The following is an 18,445-nucleotide window of genomic DNA, read 5'->3' as shown; positions in this document are numbered from 1 at the left end:
GGGGAGAACACCATCATGAGCAACACCGACTTCGCCCTCTCCGTGGAAGACCTCAGCGTCTCCTTCGACGGCTTCAAGGCCATCGACAACCTCACCCTCTACGTCGACAAGAACGAGCTGCGCGTGATCATCGGCCCCAACGGCGCGGGCAAGACCACGCTGCTGGACCTGATCTGCGGCAAGACCAAGGCCAGCGGCGGCAGCATCAAGTTCAAGAACGAGGAAATCATCAAGGTGCCCGAGCACAAGCGGGTGCGCAAGGGCATCGGCCGCAAGTTCCAGACACCGTCGATCTACGAGAACCTCTCGGTGCTGCAGAACCTGGAGGTGTCGTTCCCGGCGGGCCGCTCGGTGTGGGGCGCGCTGGCCTTCACCGCCACCGAGGAGATCCAGGCGCGCGTGAAGGCCGTGGCCGAAGACATCGGCCTGGCCGACAAGCTCGACACCGAGGCCGGCTTGCTCTCGCACGGCCAGAAGCAGTGGCTGGAGATCGGCATGCTGCTGATGCAGGAGCCCGAGCTGCTGATGCTCGACGAACCCATTGCCGGCATGAGCGCCAAGGAGCGCGACCTCACCGCCGAGCTGCTGCACCGCATCTGCCAGAACCGCGCCGTGATCGTGATCGAGCACGACATGGACTTCGTCAAGAAGATCGCGCACAAGGTCACCGTCATGCACCAGGGAAAGATCCTGGCCGAAGGGCCGATGGACCAGGTGCAGGCCGACCCCAAGGTCATCGACGTGTACCTCGGCCATTGAAGGAACCACCATGCTGAAAGTCAAGGACCTTGTCGTCGCCTATGGCCAGAGCCAGGCGCTGCATGGCATCTCGTTCGAGGCGCGCGAGAACGAGGCGGTGGCCATCATGGGCCGCAACGGCATGGGCAAGACCACGCTGTTCAAGAGCCTCATGGGTGTGTTGCCTGCCAAGAGCGGCCACATCTCGGTGGCCGGGCAGGACGTGACGAAGCTCGAGAGCTACCAGCGCGTGGCCAAGGGCATTGCCTATGTGCCGCAGGGCCGCATGATCTTTCCCACGCTCACCGTGGAAGAGAACATCCAGACCGGCCTGGAGAACGCGAAGTACAAGGTGGTGCCCGAAGAGATCTACGCGCTGTTCCCCGTGCTGTGGGAGATGCGCCGGCGCAAGGGCGGCAACCTCTCGGGCGGCCAGCAACAGCAGCTGGCCATCGCGCGCGCGCTCGTCACCGACCCCAAGGTGCTGCTGCTCGACGAGCCCACCGAAGGCATCCAGCCCTCGATCATCAAGGACATCGCCAAGGCGCTCAACGAGATCCGCAAGATGCGAAAGATCACCATCGTGGTCTCCGAGCAGGTGCTCTCGTTCGCCATGGACGTGGCCGACCGCCTGTTCGTCATCGAAGGCGGCCGCCTGGTGCACGAGACCGACCGCGCCGACACCGACCAGCAGCGCATCAAGTCCTACCTCTCCGTCTGATTCCCTTTTTTTTCCGCCCACCCAAGGAGCACAAGCCATGCCTGAAACCCTCATCAAAGTCGATCTGAACCAACCCGCACCTTCCAACGAGATGGTGCACAACCGCTGGCACCCGGACATTCCCATGGCCTGCTGGGTCAACCCCGGCGACGACTTCGTGCTGGAGACCTACGACTGGACCGGTGGTTTCATCCAGAACAACGACAGCGCGGACGACGTGCGCGACATCGACCTGACCACGGTGCACTATCTCAGCGGCCCGGTGGGCGTGAAGGGCGCGCAGCCGGGTGACCTGCTGGTGGTCGAGCTGCTCGACATCGGTGCCAAGGACGACAGCCTCTGGGGCTTCAACGGTTTCTTCAGCAAGAAGAACGGTGGTGGCTTCCTCACCGAGCATTTCCCGCAGGCGCAGAAGTCGATCTGGGACTTCCATGGCATGTTCACCACCTCGCGCCACGTGCCCGGTGTGAAGTACGCCGGCCTGATCCACCCCGGCCTCATCGGTTGCCTGCCCGACCCGAAGATGCTGGAGACCTGGAACACGCGCGAGCAGGCGCTGATCGATTCCGACCCGGCCACCAGCGGCCTGGCCAACCCGCCCTTTGCCGGCACCGCGCACATGGGCAAGCTCACCGGCGACGCCAAGGCCAAGGCGGCGGCCACCGGCGCGCGCACCGTGCCCCCGCGCGAACACGGTGGCAATTGCGACATCAAGGACCTCTCGCGCGGCTCCAAAGTCTTCTTCCCGGTGTACGTGGAAGGCGCGGGCCTGAGCGTGGGCGACCTGCACTTCAGCCAGGGTGACGGCGAGATCACCTTCTGCGGCGCCATCGAAATGGCCGGCTGGGTGCACATGAAGGTGTCGATCATCAAGGACGGCATGGCCAAGTACGGCATCAAGAACCCGATCTTCAAGCCCAGCCCGATCGTGCCGACCTACAACGACTACGTGATCTTCGAAGGCATCAGCGTCGACGAAAGCGGCAAGCAGTACTACCTGGACGTGAACGTGGCCTACCGCCAGGCCTGCCTGAACGCCATCGAGTACCTGAAGAAGTTCGGTTACTCGGGCGCGCAGGCCTACTCCATCCTCGGCACCGCGCCGGTGCAGGGCCACATCAGCGGTGTGGTGGACGTGCCCAATGCCTGCGCCACGCTGTGGCTGCCGACGCAGATCTTCGAGTTCGACATCAACCCGAACGCGAACGGGCCGATCAAGCACCTCGATGGTTCGGTGGTGATGCCCCTGTCGCCAGACCTCTGACGCCATGCCCACCTACGACTACGACTGCCCGGCCTGCGGTGGCTTCGATGCGTTCCGTCCCTTGAGCGAACGCAACGAACCGGCCTGTTGCCCGGACTGCGGCACCGCCTCGCCGCGCGTGTTCGTGAGCGCGCCGCGCCTGGCGCTCATGGACGGCGGCACGCGCACCGCCATCGGCATCAACGAGCGCGCGCGGCACGAACCGAAGATGTCGCGCGACTACCAGCGGCTCAAACACCCGGCCGGGTGCGGCTGCTGCAGCACCGCCGGGCGCAGCAAGGCCACGGTGACGGCCCCGAACGGGGCCAAGGCCTTCCCGTCAAAGCGCCCCTGGATGATCAGCCACTGAGTGCCTCGGGCACCAGCGCATGGGCGCGCCCGCACAGGCGGGCGACCAACGCACCGGCGTCCTCGGGCACGCGCTCGCCGCGCCACACCACGTGCTGGTCGGCGCGGCACAGCACCAGCGGGTGGCGGTAGCCTTCGGGCAGCTGCGCGGCCGCCACATCGATCACGGCCAATGGCATGCCCGCTTGCCGCGCGGCCTGCAGCAGGGGCTCGATGTCCACCGCGCGGTTGCTGCGCAACAGCGTGTAGCCCGGGCCGAAGGCGTCGTACAGCGAGCGTCCGTCCTCCAGCCAGAAGTGGGGCGCGCGGCAGCCGGGCACGGTGGACGCGGTGAAGCTGCCCATGGTGTAAGGCGGTGGCGCCTCGCCATCGGACACGATCAACGGAGAGTCCGCATAGAAGTAGCCGAAGTTCAGGCCCGCGCAGCAGAACTGCTGCACGTTGAGTTCGTAGGCTTCCTGTCCCATGGCGGCGCGCAAGGCCTCGCCATCGGGGCCGGGCGCCTCGATGTCCGGCGGCACGGCGCTGCGGGCGCGGATCATCTTCTGCGCGTGGTCCATGGCGAAGTGCGACACCTGTTCGGTGATCGGCTGGCGTTCGAGCTCGTACGCGTCCAGCGCCTGTTCGTCGGCCCAGCCCTGGATGCAGGCGCCGAGCAGCCAGCCGAGGTTGACCGCGTCGGCAATGCCGGCGTTCATGCCGTAACCCGCATAGGGCACCCACAGGTGAGCGGCGTCGCCGGCGAGGAAGACACGGCCTTGCCGGAACCGGTCTGCCACCAGGCGTCGGCCCACCCAGTCTTCCTTGCTGATCACTTCGTATTCGAAGTCGGGCCCGACACCGAGAATCTCCCGGATCGACTGGTCGCGGTCGATCGACTCGAAGTCCGGCTCGTGCGGGTTGAGGTGGTTGTGGACCAGCCAGCGGTCTTGCCCGTCGATGGCGAAGACCGTGCCGCAGCGGCGCGGGTTGACCGCGTAACACGACCAGGCCGGCGTGCCGGGCACGCGTTCAAGCAGACCCGGTGCGCGGATGTAGGTCGACTGCACGCGCTGGATCACCGGCGTGCCTTCGAGCTTCGCGCCCATGCTCTTGCGCACGGTCGAGCTGCCGCCGTCGCAGCCCACCATGTAGCGGCAACGGATGTCGAAACTGTGGCCGTCGTCCAGGCCCAGGGCGGTGGCGACCACGCCGTCATCGTCCTGCGTGAAGCCGGTGATCTGCGTGCGGTCGTGCAGCGACACGCCGGGCAAGGCCGCCGCGTGCTCCAGCAGGATCGGCTCCAGGTAAATCTGGTTGATCCGGTGCGGTGGCTCCGGCGTGGGCCACCAGGTGTCCGGGCCACCTTCGGCGGTGTAGCGGTCGCGCCGGCAGGGAATGGGAATGCGCGTGAGCTCCTGGCCGGTGAAGGACGTGCGGAACACCACGTCGTTCGGGTAGTCCTCGGGCAGGCCAGCCTGGCGCACCTTCTGCGCCACGCCCAGGCGGCGGAACTGCTCCATGGTGCGGGCGGCCACGTGGTTGCACTTCACGCTGGGGGGCTCGCCACGGCGGCGGGTTTCGGCGATTACGACGCGCACGCCGCGCGAAGCGAGATCCATGGCGAGGGTCAGGCCCACCGGGCCTGCGCCCACGATGAGCACGTCGGCGGTCAAAGTCTGTTGGTTCATCGGTTGTTCAGTCGAGCTTGATGCGGGCGGTGCGGATCACCGTGGCCCACTTGGAGGTTTCGGATGCGATGTAGCTGGCGAACTGCGCAGGCGTGCCCGGCGCCGGGGCCACGCCCATGGTGTGCATCGTGGCGCGCGTCTGCTCGTCGCGCAGGCCGGCGTTGATTTCGGCGTTCAGCCGCGAGACGATGGCGTCTGGCGTGCCGGCCGGTGCCACGATGCCGAACCAGCCGGTGGAGTCGTAGCCGGGCACGCCGGCCTCGGCCATCGTCGGCACGTCGGGCAGGCTGGGCAGCCGCTGGGTGCCGGTCGCGGCGTAGGCGATCAGCCTGCCCGCCTGGATGTGTTGCAAGGACGCCGGCAGATCGACGATGGCGAGCGGCACCTGCCCGCCGAGGGTGTCCAGCGTTGCCGGGCCGGAGCCGCGATACGCCACCTCCACCAGCTTGATGCCCGCCATCTGCTGGAACAGCGCGGCCGACAGGTGCATGGCGGTGCCGTTGCCCCCGTGTGCGATAGACAGCTTGTCTGGCGCAGACTTGGCGCGTTCGATCAGGGCCTTCAGCGTGCGCGGCTCCATCGACGGGTGCCCGACGAGCACGAAAGGAATGCCCGCCAGCATGGCCACGGGCTTGAGATCGCGCTGGACATCAAAGGGCATCTGCTCGTACAGGCTCACGTTGGCAGACAGCGCCCCCGCGGCACCCAGGCCCAGCGTGTAGCCGTCGTTGGGCGACTTGGCCACCAGCGACATGCCGACGTTGCCGCCCGCACCCGGCCGGTTGTCGACGATCACGGGCTGGCCGAGCTTTTCGCCCAGCCTGGGCACCAGCAGGCGGAAGACCGCGTCGGCGCTGCCACCGGGCGGAAACGTCACCACCACGCGAATCGGCTTGTTGGGGTAGTCGGAAGCCGTCTGGCCGCGGGCCAGGCCCGTGGCGGACAGGCCGGCCATGGACATGGCGGCCAGGGCGGTGCGGCGGCTGAGCCCGCCGGGCGCGTGCGCTGTGGTGGATGTTGGCTTCATGGTGCTTGTCTCCTTTTGTTGTGGTATCCGGAAGCTCGCATTGAACGCTGGCTTGATTCATTCGTAAATCAATAAATTCAGAAGCAAATATGATGTTTGCTGATGAATCCGAATTTCAGCCCCACGATCCGGCAACTGCGCGCCTTTGTGCAGGTGCACCATCTGCGCAAGCTCAGTGCCGCCGCGGAAAAATTGTTCGTCACGCAGTCGGCGGTCAGCATGCTCCTGCGCCAGCTGGAGGAGGGCCTGGGCGCGCGCTTGTTCGACCGCACCACGCGCTCGCTCCAGCCCACCCCGGCCGCCACCGAAATGCTGCCGATGGCCGAGCGCATCCTGCGCGACGTGGACGCGCTGTCGGGCGGCTTCCGGGATCTGGCGCAGCTCGAACGTGGGCGCATCAGCGTGGCGATCACACCGACGCTGGCTTCCTTCCTCCTGCCCGAAGCCGTCCGGCGCTTCACGCAGCAGCATCCGCACGTGCGGCTGCTGGTGGACGACTGCGCGCCCGATCAGTTCGTCTCGCGCATCATGGGCGAGCACGTGGACTTCGGGATCGGCACCCCCGAGCGGCCGGGTGCCGAGGTCGATGTGCAGACCTTGCTGCGCGACCACCTCGCGCTCGTGTGTCTGCCCACGCATCCCCTGGCGCGCTTGCGCAGCGTGCGCTGGGTCGACCTGGCCGGGCACTCGCTGGTGACGGTGCGGCCGGGCTACGGCATCCGCCCGATGATCGAGACCACCGCGGCGCAGGTGGGGGTGAGCCTGGAGGTGAGCAACGAGGTGTCGTTCCTGTCCACCGCGCTGTGGATGACCTCCAGCGGCATGGGCGCGGCCATCATGCCCTCGGCCTACGCCCGCGCCGAAAGCAACCCGGAACTGGTGATCCGGCCGATTTCGACGCCACGCGTCTCGCGCGATGTGTCGGTGGTCACCAAGCGGGGCCGCTCGCTGTCGGCCGCCAGCCTCAGCTTCATCGAAACCCTGCGCGGCACGCTGGCGCGCCATTCGCGCTGATCGGGCTTCCCGCCCGCGCCGGCCCCGGCGCCCGCGCATGATGAAAGGCTACCCCGGGAGGGTATGGTTGACAGCCTTGGTGTCTGCCCCTTCCAATGGGGTTCCTTCTGTTCTGGAGAAATTCCATGCGCCTCGTTGTCCTGTGTTCTTTTGCGCTGGCCGCCCTCATGCCGATGGCTTCGTTCGCGCAGGGCGCGACGACCACTTGCAATGCCGCTGCGACCGAGAAAAAACTCTCCGGTGCCGCAAAAACCTCGTTCCTCAAGAAATGCGAGAAGGACGCTGCAGCAACGTGCAACATCTCGGCCGCCGAGAAAAAGCTCTCCGGTGCCGCCAAGAACAGCTTCAACAAGAAGTGCACACGGGACGCGGTCGGCTGACACGCGCCCCGCTGGCCGGGCTCAGAGCCCGGTGAGTTCGGTGTAGGCCCGGCGCGTTGCGGGGCTGACCGAAGCGAGCACCTGCTCATGGCTGGTCTGGTGGCGCTGCAGCAGGCGCACCGAGGCCGTGGCGCGCGAGCGGCAGAACCAGTGGCAGGTGTGCTGCATCAGGAACAGCTCGGCGGACAGCACGAAGGCCTTGTCGCGCGCTGACCGCTGTGCCTCGTTGGCCACGGCCTCGGCAATGCCTTGTGCGTGGATCTTGAAGGCCTCGCGCGCGTCGAAGCTGCCCTGGGGCAGCAGGCCGGTGAGCAGCGGCAGGGGGAACCTGTTGACGCGCGCGGCCTGGGCGTCCACGTTGGCGAAGTCGCGGGCGAAGCGGCCGAACTGCTCGGCAATCGAAGTTTCGGCGCCGGTGAGCAGGCTCCAGATCTGGTCGCGCCGTTCGGCATCGTCTTCGCCCAGCGCACGCAGGTAGCCCTGCGTGAGGTTTTCCATCAACGCTTCGATCTGGTACTGGCCCAGCACGCGGCTGAGCAGGGCAATGCGCTTCTTTTGCTGCTGCGCGTTGAAGAAGGCGATGCCGGTGGCCGCCACCATGGCCAGAATCAGAATGTCCATTGCGTGTTGTTCGTTGGAGAAGGACGCCAGTGTAGTGACCCACAAACGCCGGCCGCGGTGCGAGAATGAATTCCCGAATTCCGACCAGCAACCATGTTCAGACACCAACGCCTCTTCGCCACTGCCGCCCTGGCCTGGGCCCTCAGCCTGTTGCTGGTGGCCTGGGTGCTGGGCGTCTGGCTGAACCGTTCGCTGGGCCTGGCCGAGCTGATGCTGACCGGCCTGCTGCTGTTGCTGCCCCTGGTGTTCGTGGTGGTAGACCGGTTGCAGCGTGACCGCCGCAAGATCGACGGCATGCGCGACTCGGCGCTCTGGTGAGCACCGGCGCCGGCCGGTGGCGCTGCTTCAGTCCGGCACCACCGCCGTCACTTCAATCTCCACCTTGGCGCGCTCCTCCATCAGCGCGCTGACCTCGACGCAGGTCATGGCGGGGAAGTTCTTGCCCATCACTTCGCGGTACACCGCACCGAGTTCGCGCAGGCGCGCGTTGTACTCCACGCGGTCGATCACGTACCAGGTCATGCGCACCATGTGCTGCGGCCCGGCGTCGGCGCAGGCCATCACGTCGCGCACGTTGATCAGGGTCTGGCGCGTCTGGTCGATGAAGTCGTCGCTCTCGAACACCTGGGAGGCGTTCCAGCCGATCTGTCCACCCACGTAGACGTGGGTGCCACGCACGGCGATGCCGTTGGCATAACCCCGGGGGGCGGCCCAACCGGGCGGTTGCAGTTGTTTCATCATGGTCGTCTCTGTCGGTCTCAATGTTGGGCTTGCTGGCGCAGCGCGAAACGCTGCAGCTTGCCGGTTTCGGTGCGAGGCAGATGGGTCACGAAGACCACCTCGCGCGGGTATTTGTAGGGCGCCATGTTCTGCTTCACGTGCTCCTGCAGTGCCTTCACCTGGGCGGCGTCGCCGGCCTGGCCGGGCTTGAGCACCACGTAGGCGAGCACGATCTGGCCACGCTGCTCGTCGGCCTTGCCGACCACGCCGCACTCGGCCACGGACGGGTGCTGCAGCAGCGCGGCTTCCACCTCGGGGCCGGCCACGTTGTAGCCGGCGGTGATGATCATGTCGTCGGTGCGCGCCTGGTAGAAAAAGTAGCCGTCGGCGTCCTGGCGGAACGCATCGCCGGGGAAGTTCCAGCCGTCCTTCACGTACTGGGTCTGGCGCGGTTCGTCGAGGTACTTGCAGCCGGTCGGGCCGATCACGGCCAGCTTGCCCACCTCGCCGATCGGCAGCGGCTCGCCGTCGTCGTTCACCACGCGCGCTTCGTAACCCGGCACCACCTGGCCAATGGCGCCGCGGCGCACCGACTCGGGTGGCGACGAGATGAAGATGTGGAACATCTCGGTGGCGCCGATGCCGTCGAGCATCTCCAGGCCGCTGGCCTCTTTCCACAGCTGGCGCGTGGCGTCCGGCAGGCCTTCGCCGGCGCTCACGCTGATGCGCAGCGTGCCCACGCCATGCTGCTGCGCGAACGGGGCCATCTGTCGGTAGAAGGTGGGCGCGGTGTAGCAGATGGTGGCGCCGATGCGGCCAATGAGCTGCACCATGGCCTCGGGCGTGTAGGGAATGGACGGGAAATACACCGAGGCACCGGCCCACATCGGGAACACCAGCAGGCCACCGAGGCCGAAGGTGAAGGCCAGCGGCGGCGAGCCGACCACGATGTCATCGGGCCTGGCGCGCAGCACGTGGCGTGGCCAGGTTTCGCAGGCGGCGAGCACGTCGCGGTGGGTGTGCACCGCGGCCTTGGGTGTGCCGGTGGTGCCGGAGGTGAAGGCCAGCAAGGCGATGTCGGTGGCGGCGGTGGGGCAGGGTGCGCTGCGCTCCAGCTGGCGCGACGCCAGGGCTTCGAGCGAGGGCGTGCCGTCGTCGGCACCGCCGGTGTTGAACACCAGCAGCGGCATGCCGGCGTGCTGCTGGTCGGCCGCCAGTGCGGCGCGCAGTTCGTCCTGCAGTTTCACGTCGCACAGTGCCGCGGCCGGCTGTGCCTTGGCGATCACGGCGCCGAGTTCCTTGGCGCGCAGCAGCGGCATGGTGGCCACCGCGATCAGGCCGGCCTGCACCGTGGCCAGCCAGGCCAGCGCCATGGCCACCGAGTTGCCGCCACGCAGCAGCACCCGGTTGCCGGGCACCAGGCCGAGTTCCACCGTGAGCACGTTGGCGATGCGGTTCACCTCCGACTGCGCCTGCGCGTAGCTGAGCGTGCGCTCGTCGCTGCGGAACATCGGGCGCCCGGCATGGCCGGCCCGGATGGCGCGGTCAAACAGCGCCTGCACCACGTTGAACTGCGCCGGCAACTCCAGCTCGGGCCGCTCGTAACGCAGCTCGGGCCATTGTTCGGGCGGCGGCAGGCGGTCGTGCACGAAGCGGTCGACTTGGGCGGAGGGGATTGCGAGCGTCATCATTTGGCCCTGCTTTCATTCGGAGCGAAATGCCTTGAACCAGAAATGCCGCGGAACCGGCTTCGCCGGGCCGCAGGCATTGCCCCCTGGAGGGGGTCGCGCAAAGCGCGGCGGGGGTGTTTCATGATTTCAATGCCGCCTTGCCGAGGATGAGCAACTGCACCTCGCTCGCACCCTCGTAGATGCGCAGCGAGCGGATGTCGCGGTACAGGCTTTCGATCTTCTGGCCCACCTGCACGCCGCGCCCGCCAAACATCTGCAGCGCCATGTCGATCACGCGCTGCGCGTTCTCGGTGGCGGTGAGCTTGGCGGTGGCCGCGGCCGTGGTGTAGGCCGGCGTGCCGGCGCCTTGTGTGCTGCTGCAGTCGCGCAGCCACGCGGCGCGGTAGGTGAGCAGGGCAGCGGCTTCGATCAGTGCGCTCATCTCGCCCAGGCGGGCTTGCGTGAGCTGGAAGTCGGCCAGCGTCTGGCCGAACATCTTGCGGTATTTGGCGTGCGCCACCGCTTCGGCAAAAGCGCGCCGCGCCATGCCGAGCGCGGCCGCTGCCACCGAGGCGCGGAAGATGTCCAGCGTCTGCATGGCGAGCTTGAAGCCGCCGTGCAGCGGGCCGACCATGGCGTCCTGGCCGAGCGCGATGCCGTTCAGGCGCAGCGTGGCCAGCGGGTGCGGTGCCATCACGTGGATATGTTCGCTGCTGTCCAGGCCGGGCTGTCTGGCGTCGACGATGAAGGCACTGATGCCGCGCGCACCGGCATCGGGGTCGGTCTTGGCGAAGACGACGTAAAAGTCGGCCAGGTCGCCGTTGCTGATCCAGGTCTTGCTGCCGTTCAGTTGCCAGCCGGTGGGGGTTGGCGTGGCGCGCGTGGCCATGGCGGCCACGTCCGAACCGGCTTCGGGTTCGCTCAAGGCGAAGGCGGCGATCTTCTGGCCGCTGGCCACCGCGTTCAGGTAAGCGGCCTGCTGCGCGGGCGTGCCGGCGAGCGTGATGACGCCGCTGCCCAGGCCCTGCATGGCGAAGGCGAAGTCGGCCAGCGGGGAATGGAAGGCGAGCGTTTCGCGCAGGATCACCAGCGAGCGTGAATCGAGTGCGGGCAGCGCACCGCCGTGGGCCTGCGGCACGCAGTAACGCAGCCAGCCGTCGTGGCCCAGGCGTTGCACCCAGTCGCGGCAGGCGGCGCGGTCGTCGGACTCGTCCACCTGCTGCTTCGCGGCCCAGCCGGCCAGGCGCGGTGCCATCTCGCGGTGCAGGCCGTCGAAGAAGGGCAGTTCCCACTGCGCCTGCGGCGGGTTCAATCCATGGGGGTGTTCAAAAGCGACCATTCAAGTCTCCAGGGAGGGTGGCGTGCTTCAGGCACGCACCACGGGAACCGGCTTTGCCGCGCCGCAGCGCAGAGGGGTGTTTCGCATCAATCTCCTTCGAAGACCGGGCGCTGCTTGGCCGCAAAGGCCTCGTAGGCGCGGCGGAAGTCCTGCGTCTGCATGCAGATGGCTTGCGCCTGGGCTTCGGCTTCGATGGCCTGGTCCAGCGTCATGGCCCATTCCTGGTGCAGCATGGTCTTGGTCATGCCGTGCGCGAAGGTCGGGCCTTGCGCGAGTTGCGCGGCGAGCTTGTGCGCGGCCGGCAGCAGCGCGGCGCTGTCGTGCAGGGCGTTGAAGAAGCCCCAGGCGTGGCCTTCGGTGGCGTTCATGGCGCGGCCGGTGAACAGCAGCTCGCTGGCGCGGCCCTGGCCGATCATGCGCGGCAGCAGTGCGCAGGCGCCCATGTCGGCGCCGGCTAGGCCGACACGCGTGAACAGGAAGGCGGTGTTGGTCTGCGGCGTGCCCAGGCGCAGGTCGGAGGCCAGCGCCATCATGGCGCCGGCACCGGCACAGACGCCGTCGATGGCGGCCACGATGGGTTGCGGGCAGGCGCGCATGGCGCTCACCAGGGCGCCGGTCATGCGCGTGAAGGCGAGCAGCTCGGGCATCGTCATTTTGGTGAGCGGGCCGATGATTTCGTGCACGTCACCGCCCGAGCAGAAGTTGTCGCCCGCGCCGGTGAGCACCACGGCGCGCACGTCGGTGGCTTTCTGCAGGCCCAGGAACCAGTCGCGCAGCTCGGCGTAGGAATCAAAGGTGAGCGGGTTCTTGCGCTCGGGCCGGTTGAGCGTGACGGTGGCCACGCCGTCGTCGCCCACGCTGAGCGCGAAGTGGGTGGGGGCGGGTGTGGCCTTGGGGCCGTACTGGCCGCGCATCGGGTTGTGGTCGGGGATGGGGTGTTTCATTCAGAGGGTCCTTTTCGAAGCCGGAGCGCGTGTCCTGTCGGGGGATGTCATGGAGCAGGGTCATGGCCATCGCCCCTTGAGGAGCGCGTGCGAAGCGCGGCAGGGGTGTTCATTTCATGTCGAGCTGGTGCTGTTTGACCTTGCCGAGCAGCTTGTGCAGGCTGTCGAGGTCGCGCGGGTTCAGGCCTTCGAAGGCCTCGACGATCCATTGCTCGTGCAGGCGTGCCATGTGCACGAAGGCGTTGCGGCCGTGGTCGGTCAGGCGCACGCGGAAGGCGCGGCGGTCGCCGTCCACGCCCAGGCGCTCCACCAGGCCTTCGGCCACCAGCTGGTCGGTGATGCCGGTGACGTTGCCGCCGGTGACCATGAGCCGGTGCGACAGCTCCTTCATCTTCAGGCCGTCGGGGTGGCGCTCCAGCTGGGCCATGAGATCAAAGCGCGGCAGCGTGGTGTCGAACTCTTCGCGCAGGCCGGTGCGCACGCGTTTCTCGATCAGCTGCGAGCAGGTCAGCAGGCGCAGCCACAGGCGCAGCTCGTGCGCGTGTTCGCTGTGGGCGCGGGCTTCGAGGTCGAGCGGCGAGGCGGTGTTCATGGCGTGCTCGGGTTCATGGCTTGCTGGCGGGCGATCTCGCGGTACAGCTGGTCGCGTCCGCTCTCGTAGGGGCGCGGCCATTCGATGGCGCGGGTCTGCAGCTTTGCGGCTTCGTGCAGCGTCCAGGCCGGGTCGGCCAGGTGCGGGCGTGCAACGGCGCAAAGGTCGGCGCGGCCGGCGGCGATGATGCTGTTGGCGTGGTCGGCTTCGCTGATCGCGCCCACCGCCATGGTGAGGATATCGGCTTCGTTGCGCACGCGGTCGGCGAAGGGCGTCTGGTACATGCGGCCGTACACCGGCTTGGCCTGCCGCGTGGTCTGGCCGGAAGAGACATCAATCACATCGCAGCCGGCCTGCTTGAACAGGTGGGCGATGGCGACCGCGTCGTCCGGCGTGTTGCCGCCGGGTGCCCAGTCGTGTGCGGAGATGCGCACGCTGAAGGGCTTGTCGGCCGGCCACACGGCGCGCATGGCCTTGAACACTTCCAGCGGGTAACGGCAGCGGTTCTCCAGCGAGCCGCCGTACCCGTCGCTGCGTTGGTTGGTGAGCGGGCAGATGAAGGCCGACAGCAGGTAGCCGTGGGCGGCGTGCAGTTCCAGCCAGTCGAAGCCGGCGGCGGCGGCGCGGCGCGTGCTGTCGACGAAGGCGGCGGTGAGCGTGTCCATGTCGGCGCGCGTCATCGCTTTCGGCACCTGGTTCTGTTCGCCGTAGGCAACGGCGCTGGCCGACAGCAGCGGCCAGTTGCCCTCGGGCAGGGGCTCGTCGATCTGTTGCCAGCCGAGCTGCGTGGAGCCCTTGGCGCCGCTGTGGCCGAGCTGGATGCCGATCTTTGCGCTGCTGCTGCCGTGCACGAACGCGACGATGCGTTGCAGGCCGGCCTGCTGCGCGTCGTTCCAGAGGCCGGGGCAGCCAGGGGTGATGCGGCCTTCGGGTGTGGGGCTGGTCATCTCCACCATCACCAGCGCGGCGCCACCCATGGCGCGCGCGCCCAGGTGCACCAGGTGGTAGTCACCCACCACGCCGTCCACCGCGCTGTACTGCGCCATCGGCGAGACCACGATGCGGTTCTTCAGCGTGAGGCCGCGCACCGTGAGCGGCAGCAGCATCGGCGGTGTCGGGTGTTTCTTCGGCGGCAGGCCGGGCAGGGCCTGCTGCGCGAGCCAGTTCTCGTAACCCTCCAGCCACTTCGCATCGCGCAGGCGCAGGTTTTCGTGGCTGATGCGCTGGCTGCGCGTGAGCAGCGAGTAGGCGAACTGCTCGACCTCCATGCCGGTGTAGCGGTCCACGTTCTCGAACCATTCGGTGGAATTGCGCGCGGCGTTCTGGATCTTCAGCACCTCGACGCTGCGGCGCGCTTCGTAGCCCTGCAGCACCTCGGCCACGTCGGCATTGGCGTGGCGCGAGAACTCGTCGGCCAGGTCGATCGCGTCTTCCAGCGCCAGCTTGGTGCCGCTGCCGATGGAGAAGTGCGCGGTGTGCGCGGCATCGCCCATCAGCACGATGGGGGTCTTGCGGCCCGCGATGTCTTGCCAGTGCACCCAGGTGTTGCAGATCACGCGCGGGAAGCGGATCCAGTTGGCCGAGCCGCGCAGGTGCTTGGCGTTGCTGATGAGCGCATGGCCGTCGAGCCAGGGGGCGAAGAGTTTTTCGCAGAAGGCCACGCCCTCGGCCTGTTCCATCTGGTCGATGCCGTGGGCCTGCCAGACTTCTTCGGGCGTTTCCACGATGAAGGTGGAGGTCTCGCCGTCGAACTTGTAGGCGTGGGCCTGGAACCAGCCGTGTTCGGTCTGCACGAAGGCGAAGGTGAAGGCGTCGAAGGTTTTCTTGGTGCCAAGCCAGACGAAGCGGCAGTGCCGGGTGTCGATGTCGGGCTGGAAGGTCTCGGCGTAGCGCGTGCGGATGCGGCTGTTGAGGCCGTCGCTGGCGATCACGAGGTCGGCGTTGTACTGCGCGGCCAGTGCCTGGTCGTCGGTGACGTCGGTCTCGAACACCAGATCCACCCCGAGCGCCAGGCAGCGCTCCTGCAGGATGTTGAGCAGCTTCTTGCGCCCGATGCCGCAGAAACCGTGGCCTCCCGAGCGCACGCGGCCGTCCTTGTAGAAGACCTCGATGTCGTCCCAGTGGTTGAAGGCCTCGCCGATCAGCGCTGCCGAGGCCGGGTCGGCCGCACGCAGGTTGCCCAAGGTCTGGTCTGACAGCACCACGCCCCAGCCGAAGGTGTCGAACGGGCGGTTGCGTTCGACCACGGTGACGGTGAGCGAGGGGTCGCGCTGTTTCATCAACAGGGCGAAGTACAGGCCGGCCGGGCCGCCACCGATGCAGAGGATGCGCTGGAGTGCGGACGAATAGGGTTTCATGCCTAATTAGTTTAGGCTTAAAATATAGCGCGCCAACCGGGTAAACCCGTGGTCCACACGGCCGCGACGAAGCCCGCACCTCTTGTCCTACATCCCCATGGGCATGTGTCCTACAAAGCCACCGGCTTTGTGTGGCCCCACGGTGCAAGAATGGTCCAACCCCTTACACAGGAGGCATTTGATGTCTGTTTATCGATTCAAGTCCCGCGAAACGGGCGACCTCGTGATGCTCCCGCAGCACGGCAAGCGGCTGCTGGAGATCCTGGGCAAAGACCCGTCGGGCCCCGGCGTGATCCAGCCAGCAGAAATGACCGGTGCCGTGGCGGCCATCCGCGCCGCGGTGGCGCAGGACGAAGCGCAGCGCCAGCCCCAGAAAACCGCGGACGACGACGGCGACGACAACGACGGTGCCTCGTCCGACGAAGTCAGCCTGCGCCTGCGCAGCGCGCCTTTCATCGAGATGCTGCAGCGCTGCGAACAGGCGGGTGTGGACATCGTCTGGGGCGTCTGAGCTTTCCGTTTCCAGTGGCCCGCCAGACGCTGGCGCGCAGCCACAAAAAAAGCCGCCCGAGGGCGGCTTTTTGCATGGCCCACCCGGTTGGGCAGGCACTGCACAAACATCAGTCGGCGAACTGGCCGGCGGCGTCGATGGCGGTCTTGAGCTTGGCGATTTCGCTCGCGACGAAGGCCTTGTGGCCGGCCGGGGTCATGCGGTTGTCGGTCACCACGATGGCGCCCAGGTCTTCCTGGCTCTTGATGAACTCGGGGTCTTTCAGCGCGGCGATGAGCGCGTCGTTGAGCTTCTTGGCCACGTCAGCCGGCAGGCCCTTGGGGCCGTACATGCCGTGCCAGATGGTCAGGTTGAAGTCCTTCAGGCCCATTTCCTGCAGCGACGGGTAGTCCTTCAGCAGCTTGTGCTTGTCCAGGCGTTTGGCGGTGGTCACGGCAAATGCCTTGACGCGGCCAGCCTCGATCTGCGAGGTGGTGTTGGTGGTCTGGTCGCACATCACGTCCACCTGGCCGCCGATCAGGTCGTTCATGGCCGGTGCCGTGCCGCGGTAGGCGATGGTGGTCATGGACTTGTCGAGCTTCACAGCCGATTGCCACATCAGGCCGCAGATGTGCGATGCCGAACCCAGGCCGGCGTGGGCCAGGTTGAGCTTGCCGCCGTTGGCGCGGATGTAGGACTCGAAGTCGCGGTAGGTGTTGGCGTTGAGCTTGTTGGTGCCCAGCAGCGTCATCGGCACGTCGTTGATGGCGCCCAGGTAGTCAAAGTCTTCCAGCGGCTTGAAGGTCTGCTTGCGGTACAGGCTGGTGGTGGCGGCCATGCCGATGTGCCACACCAGCAGGGTGTAGCCGTCGGGTGCTGCGCGGGCCACCTTGGTGGCGGCGATGGTGCCACCGGCGCCGGCAGCGTTTTCCACCACGATGTTGGCGCCGCCCATGGGCTTGCGCATGGCTTCGGCCAGGCGGCGGGCCACCAGGTCGGTCGGGCCGCCGGCGGCGAAAGGCACCACGAGAGTGATGGGCTTGCTCGGGAAAGCCTGCGCGAACGCGCCGGACGTAGCGGCCACCGAGAGGGCGGCCAGGGCAAGAATCTTTTTCATACGGTGCTCCAGGGAAAGTTGATTACCCGTGCATGGTAGTGCCCGACAAGGGGGGGTGAATCGCGGAAATTACTTAGCCCCGGGCCGGGGAAAACCCTCGTCAGGTGGCCGTCAGGGCGCGTGGGTCTGGCCCTGTGCGCGGCCTCTTTGCAACCTGTGTGAATCCTGCGTTGCCGCTCATTGATAACTGCGTGCGTCCTCGATCACCTTGCCATCGTTGGGCAGGCTGCCCGGGGTCACCAGTTCCACCTGGCCACGCAGTTTGGTCACTTCGCGCACGGCGGTTTCGAGCTGGTTGCGCAGGCCGTCGCTGGTTTCGCTGGACTCCACGCGCAGGCACATCTGGTCGTTGGCCATCTCGCCGCTGACCACCAGGCGTGCCTTGGCTACCTGCGGGAAACGCCGCACGATGTCGGCCACTTGCGAGGGGTGCACGAACATGCCGCGCACCTTGGTGGTCTGGTCCGCACGGCCCAGCCAGCCCTTGATGCGGTCCGCGGTGCGACCGGTGGGGCAGGCGCCGGGCAGGATGGCCGACAGGTCACCGGTGCCGAAGCGCACCAGCGGGTAGGCCGGGTTGAGTGTGGTCACCACCAGCTCGCCCACTTCGCCCTCGGGCACCGGGTCGCCGGTGCCGGGGCGCACGATTTCCACGATCACGCCTTCGTCCAGCACCAGGCCTTCGCGGGCCTGCGTTTCGTAGGCCACCATGCCGAGGTCGGCGGTGGCGTAGCTCTGGTAGATCGCCAGTCCACGTTCGGTGAACCAGTCGCGCAGGCTGGGCGGAAACGCTTCGCCGCCCACCACGCCCTTGCGCAGGCTGCGAATGTCGGTGCCGCTCTCCAGCGCCTTCTCGACCAGGATGCGCAGGAAGCTGGGTGTGCCGGTGTAACCATCGGGTCGCAGTTCGGCAATCGCCTGCAGCTGTTGTTCGGTCTGGCCGGTGCCGGCCGGAAACACGGAGCAGCCCACCGCGTGCGCGCCGGATTCGAGGATGAAGGCCCCCGGCGTCATGTGGTAACTGAAGGCGTTGTGCACCAGATCGCCGGCGCGGAACCCGGCTGCGAACAGGCAACGGCCGGCGCGCCAGTAATCGCGCGTGGAACCTTCGGGCTCGTAGATCGGGCCGGGCGACGCGAACACGCGCGGCATCTGCACGCCACGCCTCAGCGCCGAGAAGCCGCCGAACGGGTCGCTGGCGCGCTGCGCCTTCTGCCGTTCCAGCAGCTCGTGCTTGCGGATCACCGGCAGCGTTGCCAGCGCGGCGCGCGAGGTGATGGTGCTTGCGTCCACGCCCGCCAGCAGTTCGGCAAAGGCGGGCGCGTGCTGCTGTGCATGCGCCACCTGCGCCGGCAAGGCCGCCATGAACGCTGCCTCACGCTCGTCGGTCGAGCGGGTTTCCAGTGCATTGAAGAATTCGGTCTGTGCCATGG

19 protein-coding genes are annotated in these 18,445 nt (G+C 67.3%); 8 read left to right on the top strand and 11 right to left on the bottom strand.

Going from position 1 to position 18,445, the window contains the following annotated elements; all coding sequences use genetic code 11:
- Positions 1-15: 15 nt before the first annotated feature.
- From urtD to HPA01S_RS05905, 4 genes are read left to right on the top strand one after another with little or no spacing between them, the layout of a single operon-like run.
- Positions 16-759: an urea ABC transporter ATP-binding protein UrtD gene (gene urtD, locus HPA01S_RS05920; protein ID WP_066267978.1), complete on the top strand. Its 744-nt coding sequence runs from the start codon at positions 16-18 to the stop codon at positions 757-759.
- A 10-nt stretch (positions 760-769) separates the two neighbouring features.
- Positions 770-1,459 carry an urea ABC transporter ATP-binding subunit UrtE gene (gene urtE / locus HPA01S_RS05915; RefSeq protein WP_066267805.1) on the top strand — a complete coding sequence of 230 codons (690 nt, stop codon included), beginning with the start codon at positions 770-772 and terminating at the stop codon, positions 1,457-1,459.
- A gap of 37 nt (positions 1,460-1,496) precedes the next feature.
- Positions 1,497-2,723 (top strand): formamidase, encoded by a 1,227-nt coding sequence (gene fmdA, locus HPA01S_RS05910; RefSeq protein WP_066267801.1) that lies wholly within the window; start codon positions 1,497-1,499, stop codon positions 2,721-2,723.
- Between the two features lie 4 nt (positions 2,724-2,727).
- Positions 2,728-3,072, top strand: a complete 345-nt coding sequence (locus HPA01S_RS05905; protein WP_066267800.1) for an FmdB family zinc ribbon protein — start codon at positions 2,728-2,730, stop codon at positions 3,070-3,072.
- On the opposite strand, the gene HPA01S_RS05900 is transcribed toward HPA01S_RS05905, so the two are convergent.
- Together HPA01S_RS05900 and HPA01S_RS05895 are read right to left on the bottom strand one after the other, a co-directional pair.
- Entirely contained in the window at positions 3,062-4,741 is a 1,680-nt protein-coding gene (locus HPA01S_RS05900; RefSeq protein ID WP_066267798.1) for an FAD-dependent oxidoreductase, read from the bottom strand. The two genes, HPA01S_RS05905 and HPA01S_RS05900, sit on opposite strands and share 11 nt — an antisense overlap.
- A 7-nt stretch (positions 4,742-4,748) precedes the next feature.
- Positions 4,749-5,768, bottom strand: coding sequence for a Bug family tripartite tricarboxylate transporter substrate binding protein (locus tag HPA01S_RS05895; protein WP_066267796.1), 1,020 nt, complete (start codon positions 5,766-5,768; stop codon positions 4,749-4,751).
- Positions 5,769-5,870: 102 nt separating this feature from the next.
- Between HPA01S_RS05895 and HPA01S_RS05890 the strand changes: the two genes are divergently transcribed.
- Entirely contained in the window at positions 5,871-6,782 is a 912-nt protein-coding gene (locus HPA01S_RS05890; RefSeq protein ID WP_066267976.1) for a LysR family transcriptional regulator, read from the top strand.
- A 125-nt stretch (positions 6,783-6,907) separates the two neighbouring features.
- A complete protein-coding gene (locus HPA01S_RS05885) occupies positions 6,908-7,162 on the top strand; it encodes a PsiF family protein (RefSeq protein ID WP_066267794.1) in 255 nt (84 codons plus the stop codon).
- Positions 7,163-7,183: 21 nt separating this feature from the next.
- Here HPA01S_RS05885 and HPA01S_RS05880 read toward each other — a convergent pair whose 3' ends face one another.
- Positions 7,184-7,783 carry a hypothetical protein gene (locus tag HPA01S_RS05880; protein WP_066267792.1) on the bottom strand — a complete coding sequence of 200 codons (600 nt, stop codon included), beginning with the start codon at positions 7,781-7,783 and terminating at the stop codon, positions 7,184-7,186.
- 93 nt (positions 7,784-7,876) lie between these two features.
- On the opposite strand from HPA01S_RS05880, the gene HPA01S_RS05875 reads away from it, so the two are divergent.
- On the top strand, positions 7,877-8,101 hold the full coding sequence (locus HPA01S_RS05875; protein ID WP_066267791.1) for a hypothetical protein: 225 nt from the start codon (positions 7,877-7,879) through the stop codon (positions 8,099-8,101).
- Between the two features lie 27 nt (positions 8,102-8,128).
- Here the strand turns inward: HPA01S_RS05875 and HPA01S_RS05870 are convergent, their stop codons facing one another.
- The 6 genes from HPA01S_RS05870 to HPA01S_RS05845 form a co-directional block, all read right to left on the bottom strand.
- Positions 8,129-8,524 (bottom strand): RidA family protein, encoded by a 396-nt coding sequence (locus HPA01S_RS05870; protein ID WP_066267790.1) that lies wholly within the window; start codon positions 8,522-8,524, stop codon positions 8,129-8,131.
- 17 nt (positions 8,525-8,541) lie between these two features.
- Positions 8,542-10,194 carry an AMP-binding protein gene (locus HPA01S_RS05865; protein WP_370670980.1) on the bottom strand — a complete coding sequence of 551 codons (1,653 nt, stop codon included), beginning with the start codon at positions 10,192-10,194 and terminating at the stop codon, positions 8,542-8,544.
- 118 nt (positions 10,195-10,312) lie between these two features.
- On the bottom strand, positions 10,313-11,512 hold the full coding sequence (locus HPA01S_RS05860) for an acyl-CoA dehydrogenase family protein (RefSeq protein ID WP_066267789.1): 1,200 nt from the start codon (positions 11,510-11,512) through the stop codon (positions 10,313-10,315).
- Between the two features lie 86 nt (positions 11,513-11,598).
- On the bottom strand, positions 11,599-12,456 hold the full coding sequence (locus HPA01S_RS05855) for an enoyl-CoA hydratase family protein (protein ID WP_066267788.1): 858 nt from the start codon (positions 12,454-12,456) through the stop codon (positions 11,599-11,601).
- Positions 12,457-12,565: 109 nt separating this feature from the next.
- Positions 12,566-13,048, bottom strand: coding sequence for a MarR family winged helix-turn-helix transcriptional regulator (locus tag HPA01S_RS05850; protein ID WP_066267787.1), 483 nt, complete (start codon positions 13,046-13,048; stop codon positions 12,566-12,568).
- Positions 13,045-15,405, bottom strand: a complete 2,361-nt coding sequence (locus HPA01S_RS05845) for a bifunctional salicylyl-CoA 5-hydroxylase/oxidoreductase (RefSeq protein ID WP_066267783.1) — start codon at positions 15,403-15,405, stop codon at positions 13,045-13,047. Before HPA01S_RS05845 ends, HPA01S_RS05850 begins: the two co-directional genes overlap by 4 nt.
- Positions 15,406-15,586: 181 nt before the next feature.
- On the opposite strand from HPA01S_RS05845, the gene HPA01S_RS05840 reads away from it, so the two are divergent.
- Positions 15,587-15,916, top strand: coding sequence for a DUF1840 domain-containing protein (locus HPA01S_RS05840; RefSeq protein ID WP_066267782.1), 330 nt, complete (start codon positions 15,587-15,589; stop codon positions 15,914-15,916).
- Between the two features lie 109 nt (positions 15,917-16,025).
- Here the strand turns inward: HPA01S_RS05840 and HPA01S_RS05835 are convergent, their stop codons facing one another.
- Both HPA01S_RS05835 and HPA01S_RS05830 read right to left on the bottom strand, forming a co-directional pair.
- Positions 16,026-17,012, bottom strand: a complete 987-nt coding sequence (locus tag HPA01S_RS05835; protein ID WP_066267781.1) for a tripartite tricarboxylate transporter substrate-binding protein — start codon at positions 17,010-17,012, stop codon at positions 16,026-16,028.
- Between the two features lie 177 nt (positions 17,013-17,189).
- Positions 17,190-18,443: a phenylacetate--CoA ligase family protein gene (locus HPA01S_RS05830; protein WP_066267779.1), complete on the bottom strand. Its 1,254-nt coding sequence runs from the start codon at positions 18,441-18,443 to the stop codon at positions 17,190-17,192.
- Positions 18,444-18,445: the final 2 nt, after the last annotated feature.

Origin of the sequence: Hydrogenophaga palleronii NBRC 102513 (assembly GCF_001571225.1) — a bacterium.
GTDB classification, from domain to species: Bacteria; Pseudomonadota; Gammaproteobacteria; order Burkholderiales; family Burkholderiaceae_C; genus Hydrogenophaga; species Hydrogenophaga palleronii.
This window is presented reverse-complemented; position numbering and strand designations above follow the sequence as displayed.

What these genes read in the sequence shown, in the direction of transcription:
- HPA01S_RS05900 (WP_066267798.1), bottom strand. Translation starts at nt 4,741, where the DNA reads ATGAACCAACAGACTTTGACCGCCGACGTGCTCATCGTGGGCGCAGGC.
- HPA01S_RS05895 (WP_066267796.1), bottom strand. Translation starts at nt 5,768, where the DNA reads ATGAAGCCAACATCCACCACAGCGCACGCGCCCGGCGGGCTCAGCCGC.
- HPA01S_RS05835 (WP_066267781.1), bottom strand. Translation starts at nt 17,012, where the DNA reads ATGAAAAAGATTCTTGCCCTGGCCGCCCTCTCGGTGGCCGCTACGTCC.
- HPA01S_RS05865 (WP_370670980.1), bottom strand. Translation starts at nt 10,194, where the DNA reads ATGATGACGCTCGCAATCCCCTCCGCCCAAGTCGACCGCTTCGTGCAC.
- HPA01S_RS05845 (WP_066267783.1), bottom strand. Translation starts at nt 15,405, where the DNA reads ATGAAACCCTATTCGTCCGCACTCCAGCGCATCCTCTGCATCGGTGGC.
- HPA01S_RS05880 (WP_066267792.1), bottom strand. Translation starts at nt 7,783, where the DNA reads ATGGACATTCTGATTCTGGCCATGGTGGCGGCCACCGGCATCGCCTTC.
- HPA01S_RS05905 (WP_066267800.1), top strand. Translation starts at nt 2,728, where the DNA reads ATGCCCACCTACGACTACGACTGCCCGGCCTGCGGTGGCTTCGATGCG.
- fmdA (WP_066267801.1), top strand. Translation starts at nt 1,497, where the DNA reads ATGCCTGAAACCCTCATCAAAGTCGATCTGAACCAACCCGCACCTTCC.
- HPA01S_RS05840 (WP_066267782.1), top strand. Translation starts at nt 15,587, where the DNA reads ATGTCTGTTTATCGATTCAAGTCCCGCGAAACGGGCGACCTCGTGATG.
- HPA01S_RS05885 (WP_066267794.1), top strand. Translation starts at nt 6,908, where the DNA reads ATGCGCCTCGTTGTCCTGTGTTCTTTTGCGCTGGCCGCCCTCATGCCG.
- HPA01S_RS05860 (WP_066267789.1), bottom strand. Translation starts at nt 11,512, where the DNA reads ATGGTCGCTTTTGAACACCCCCATGGATTGAACCCGCCGCAGGCGCAG.
- HPA01S_RS05850 (WP_066267787.1), bottom strand. Translation starts at nt 13,048, where the DNA reads ATGAACACCGCCTCGCCGCTCGACCTCGAAGCCCGCGCCCACAGCGAA.
- HPA01S_RS05855 (WP_066267788.1), bottom strand. Translation starts at nt 12,456, where the DNA reads ATGAAACACCCCATCCCCGACCACAACCCGATGCGCGGCCAGTACGGC.
- urtD (WP_066267978.1), top strand. Translation starts at nt 16, where the DNA reads ATGAGCAACACCGACTTCGCCCTCTCCGTGGAAGACCTCAGCGTCTCC.
- urtE (WP_066267805.1), top strand. Translation starts at nt 770, where the DNA reads ATGCTGAAAGTCAAGGACCTTGTCGTCGCCTATGGCCAGAGCCAGGCG.
- HPA01S_RS05890 (WP_066267976.1), top strand. Translation starts at nt 5,871, where the DNA reads ATGAATCCGAATTTCAGCCCCACGATCCGGCAACTGCGCGCCTTTGTG.
- HPA01S_RS05875 (WP_066267791.1), top strand. Translation starts at nt 7,877, where the DNA reads ATGTTCAGACACCAACGCCTCTTCGCCACTGCCGCCCTGGCCTGGGCC.
- HPA01S_RS05830 (WP_066267779.1), bottom strand. Translation starts at nt 18,443, where the DNA reads ATGGCACAGACCGAATTCTTCAATGCACTGGAAACCCGCTCGACCGAC.
- HPA01S_RS05870 (WP_066267790.1), bottom strand. Translation starts at nt 8,524, where the DNA reads ATGATGAAACAACTGCAACCGCCCGGTTGGGCCGCCCCCCGGGGTTAT.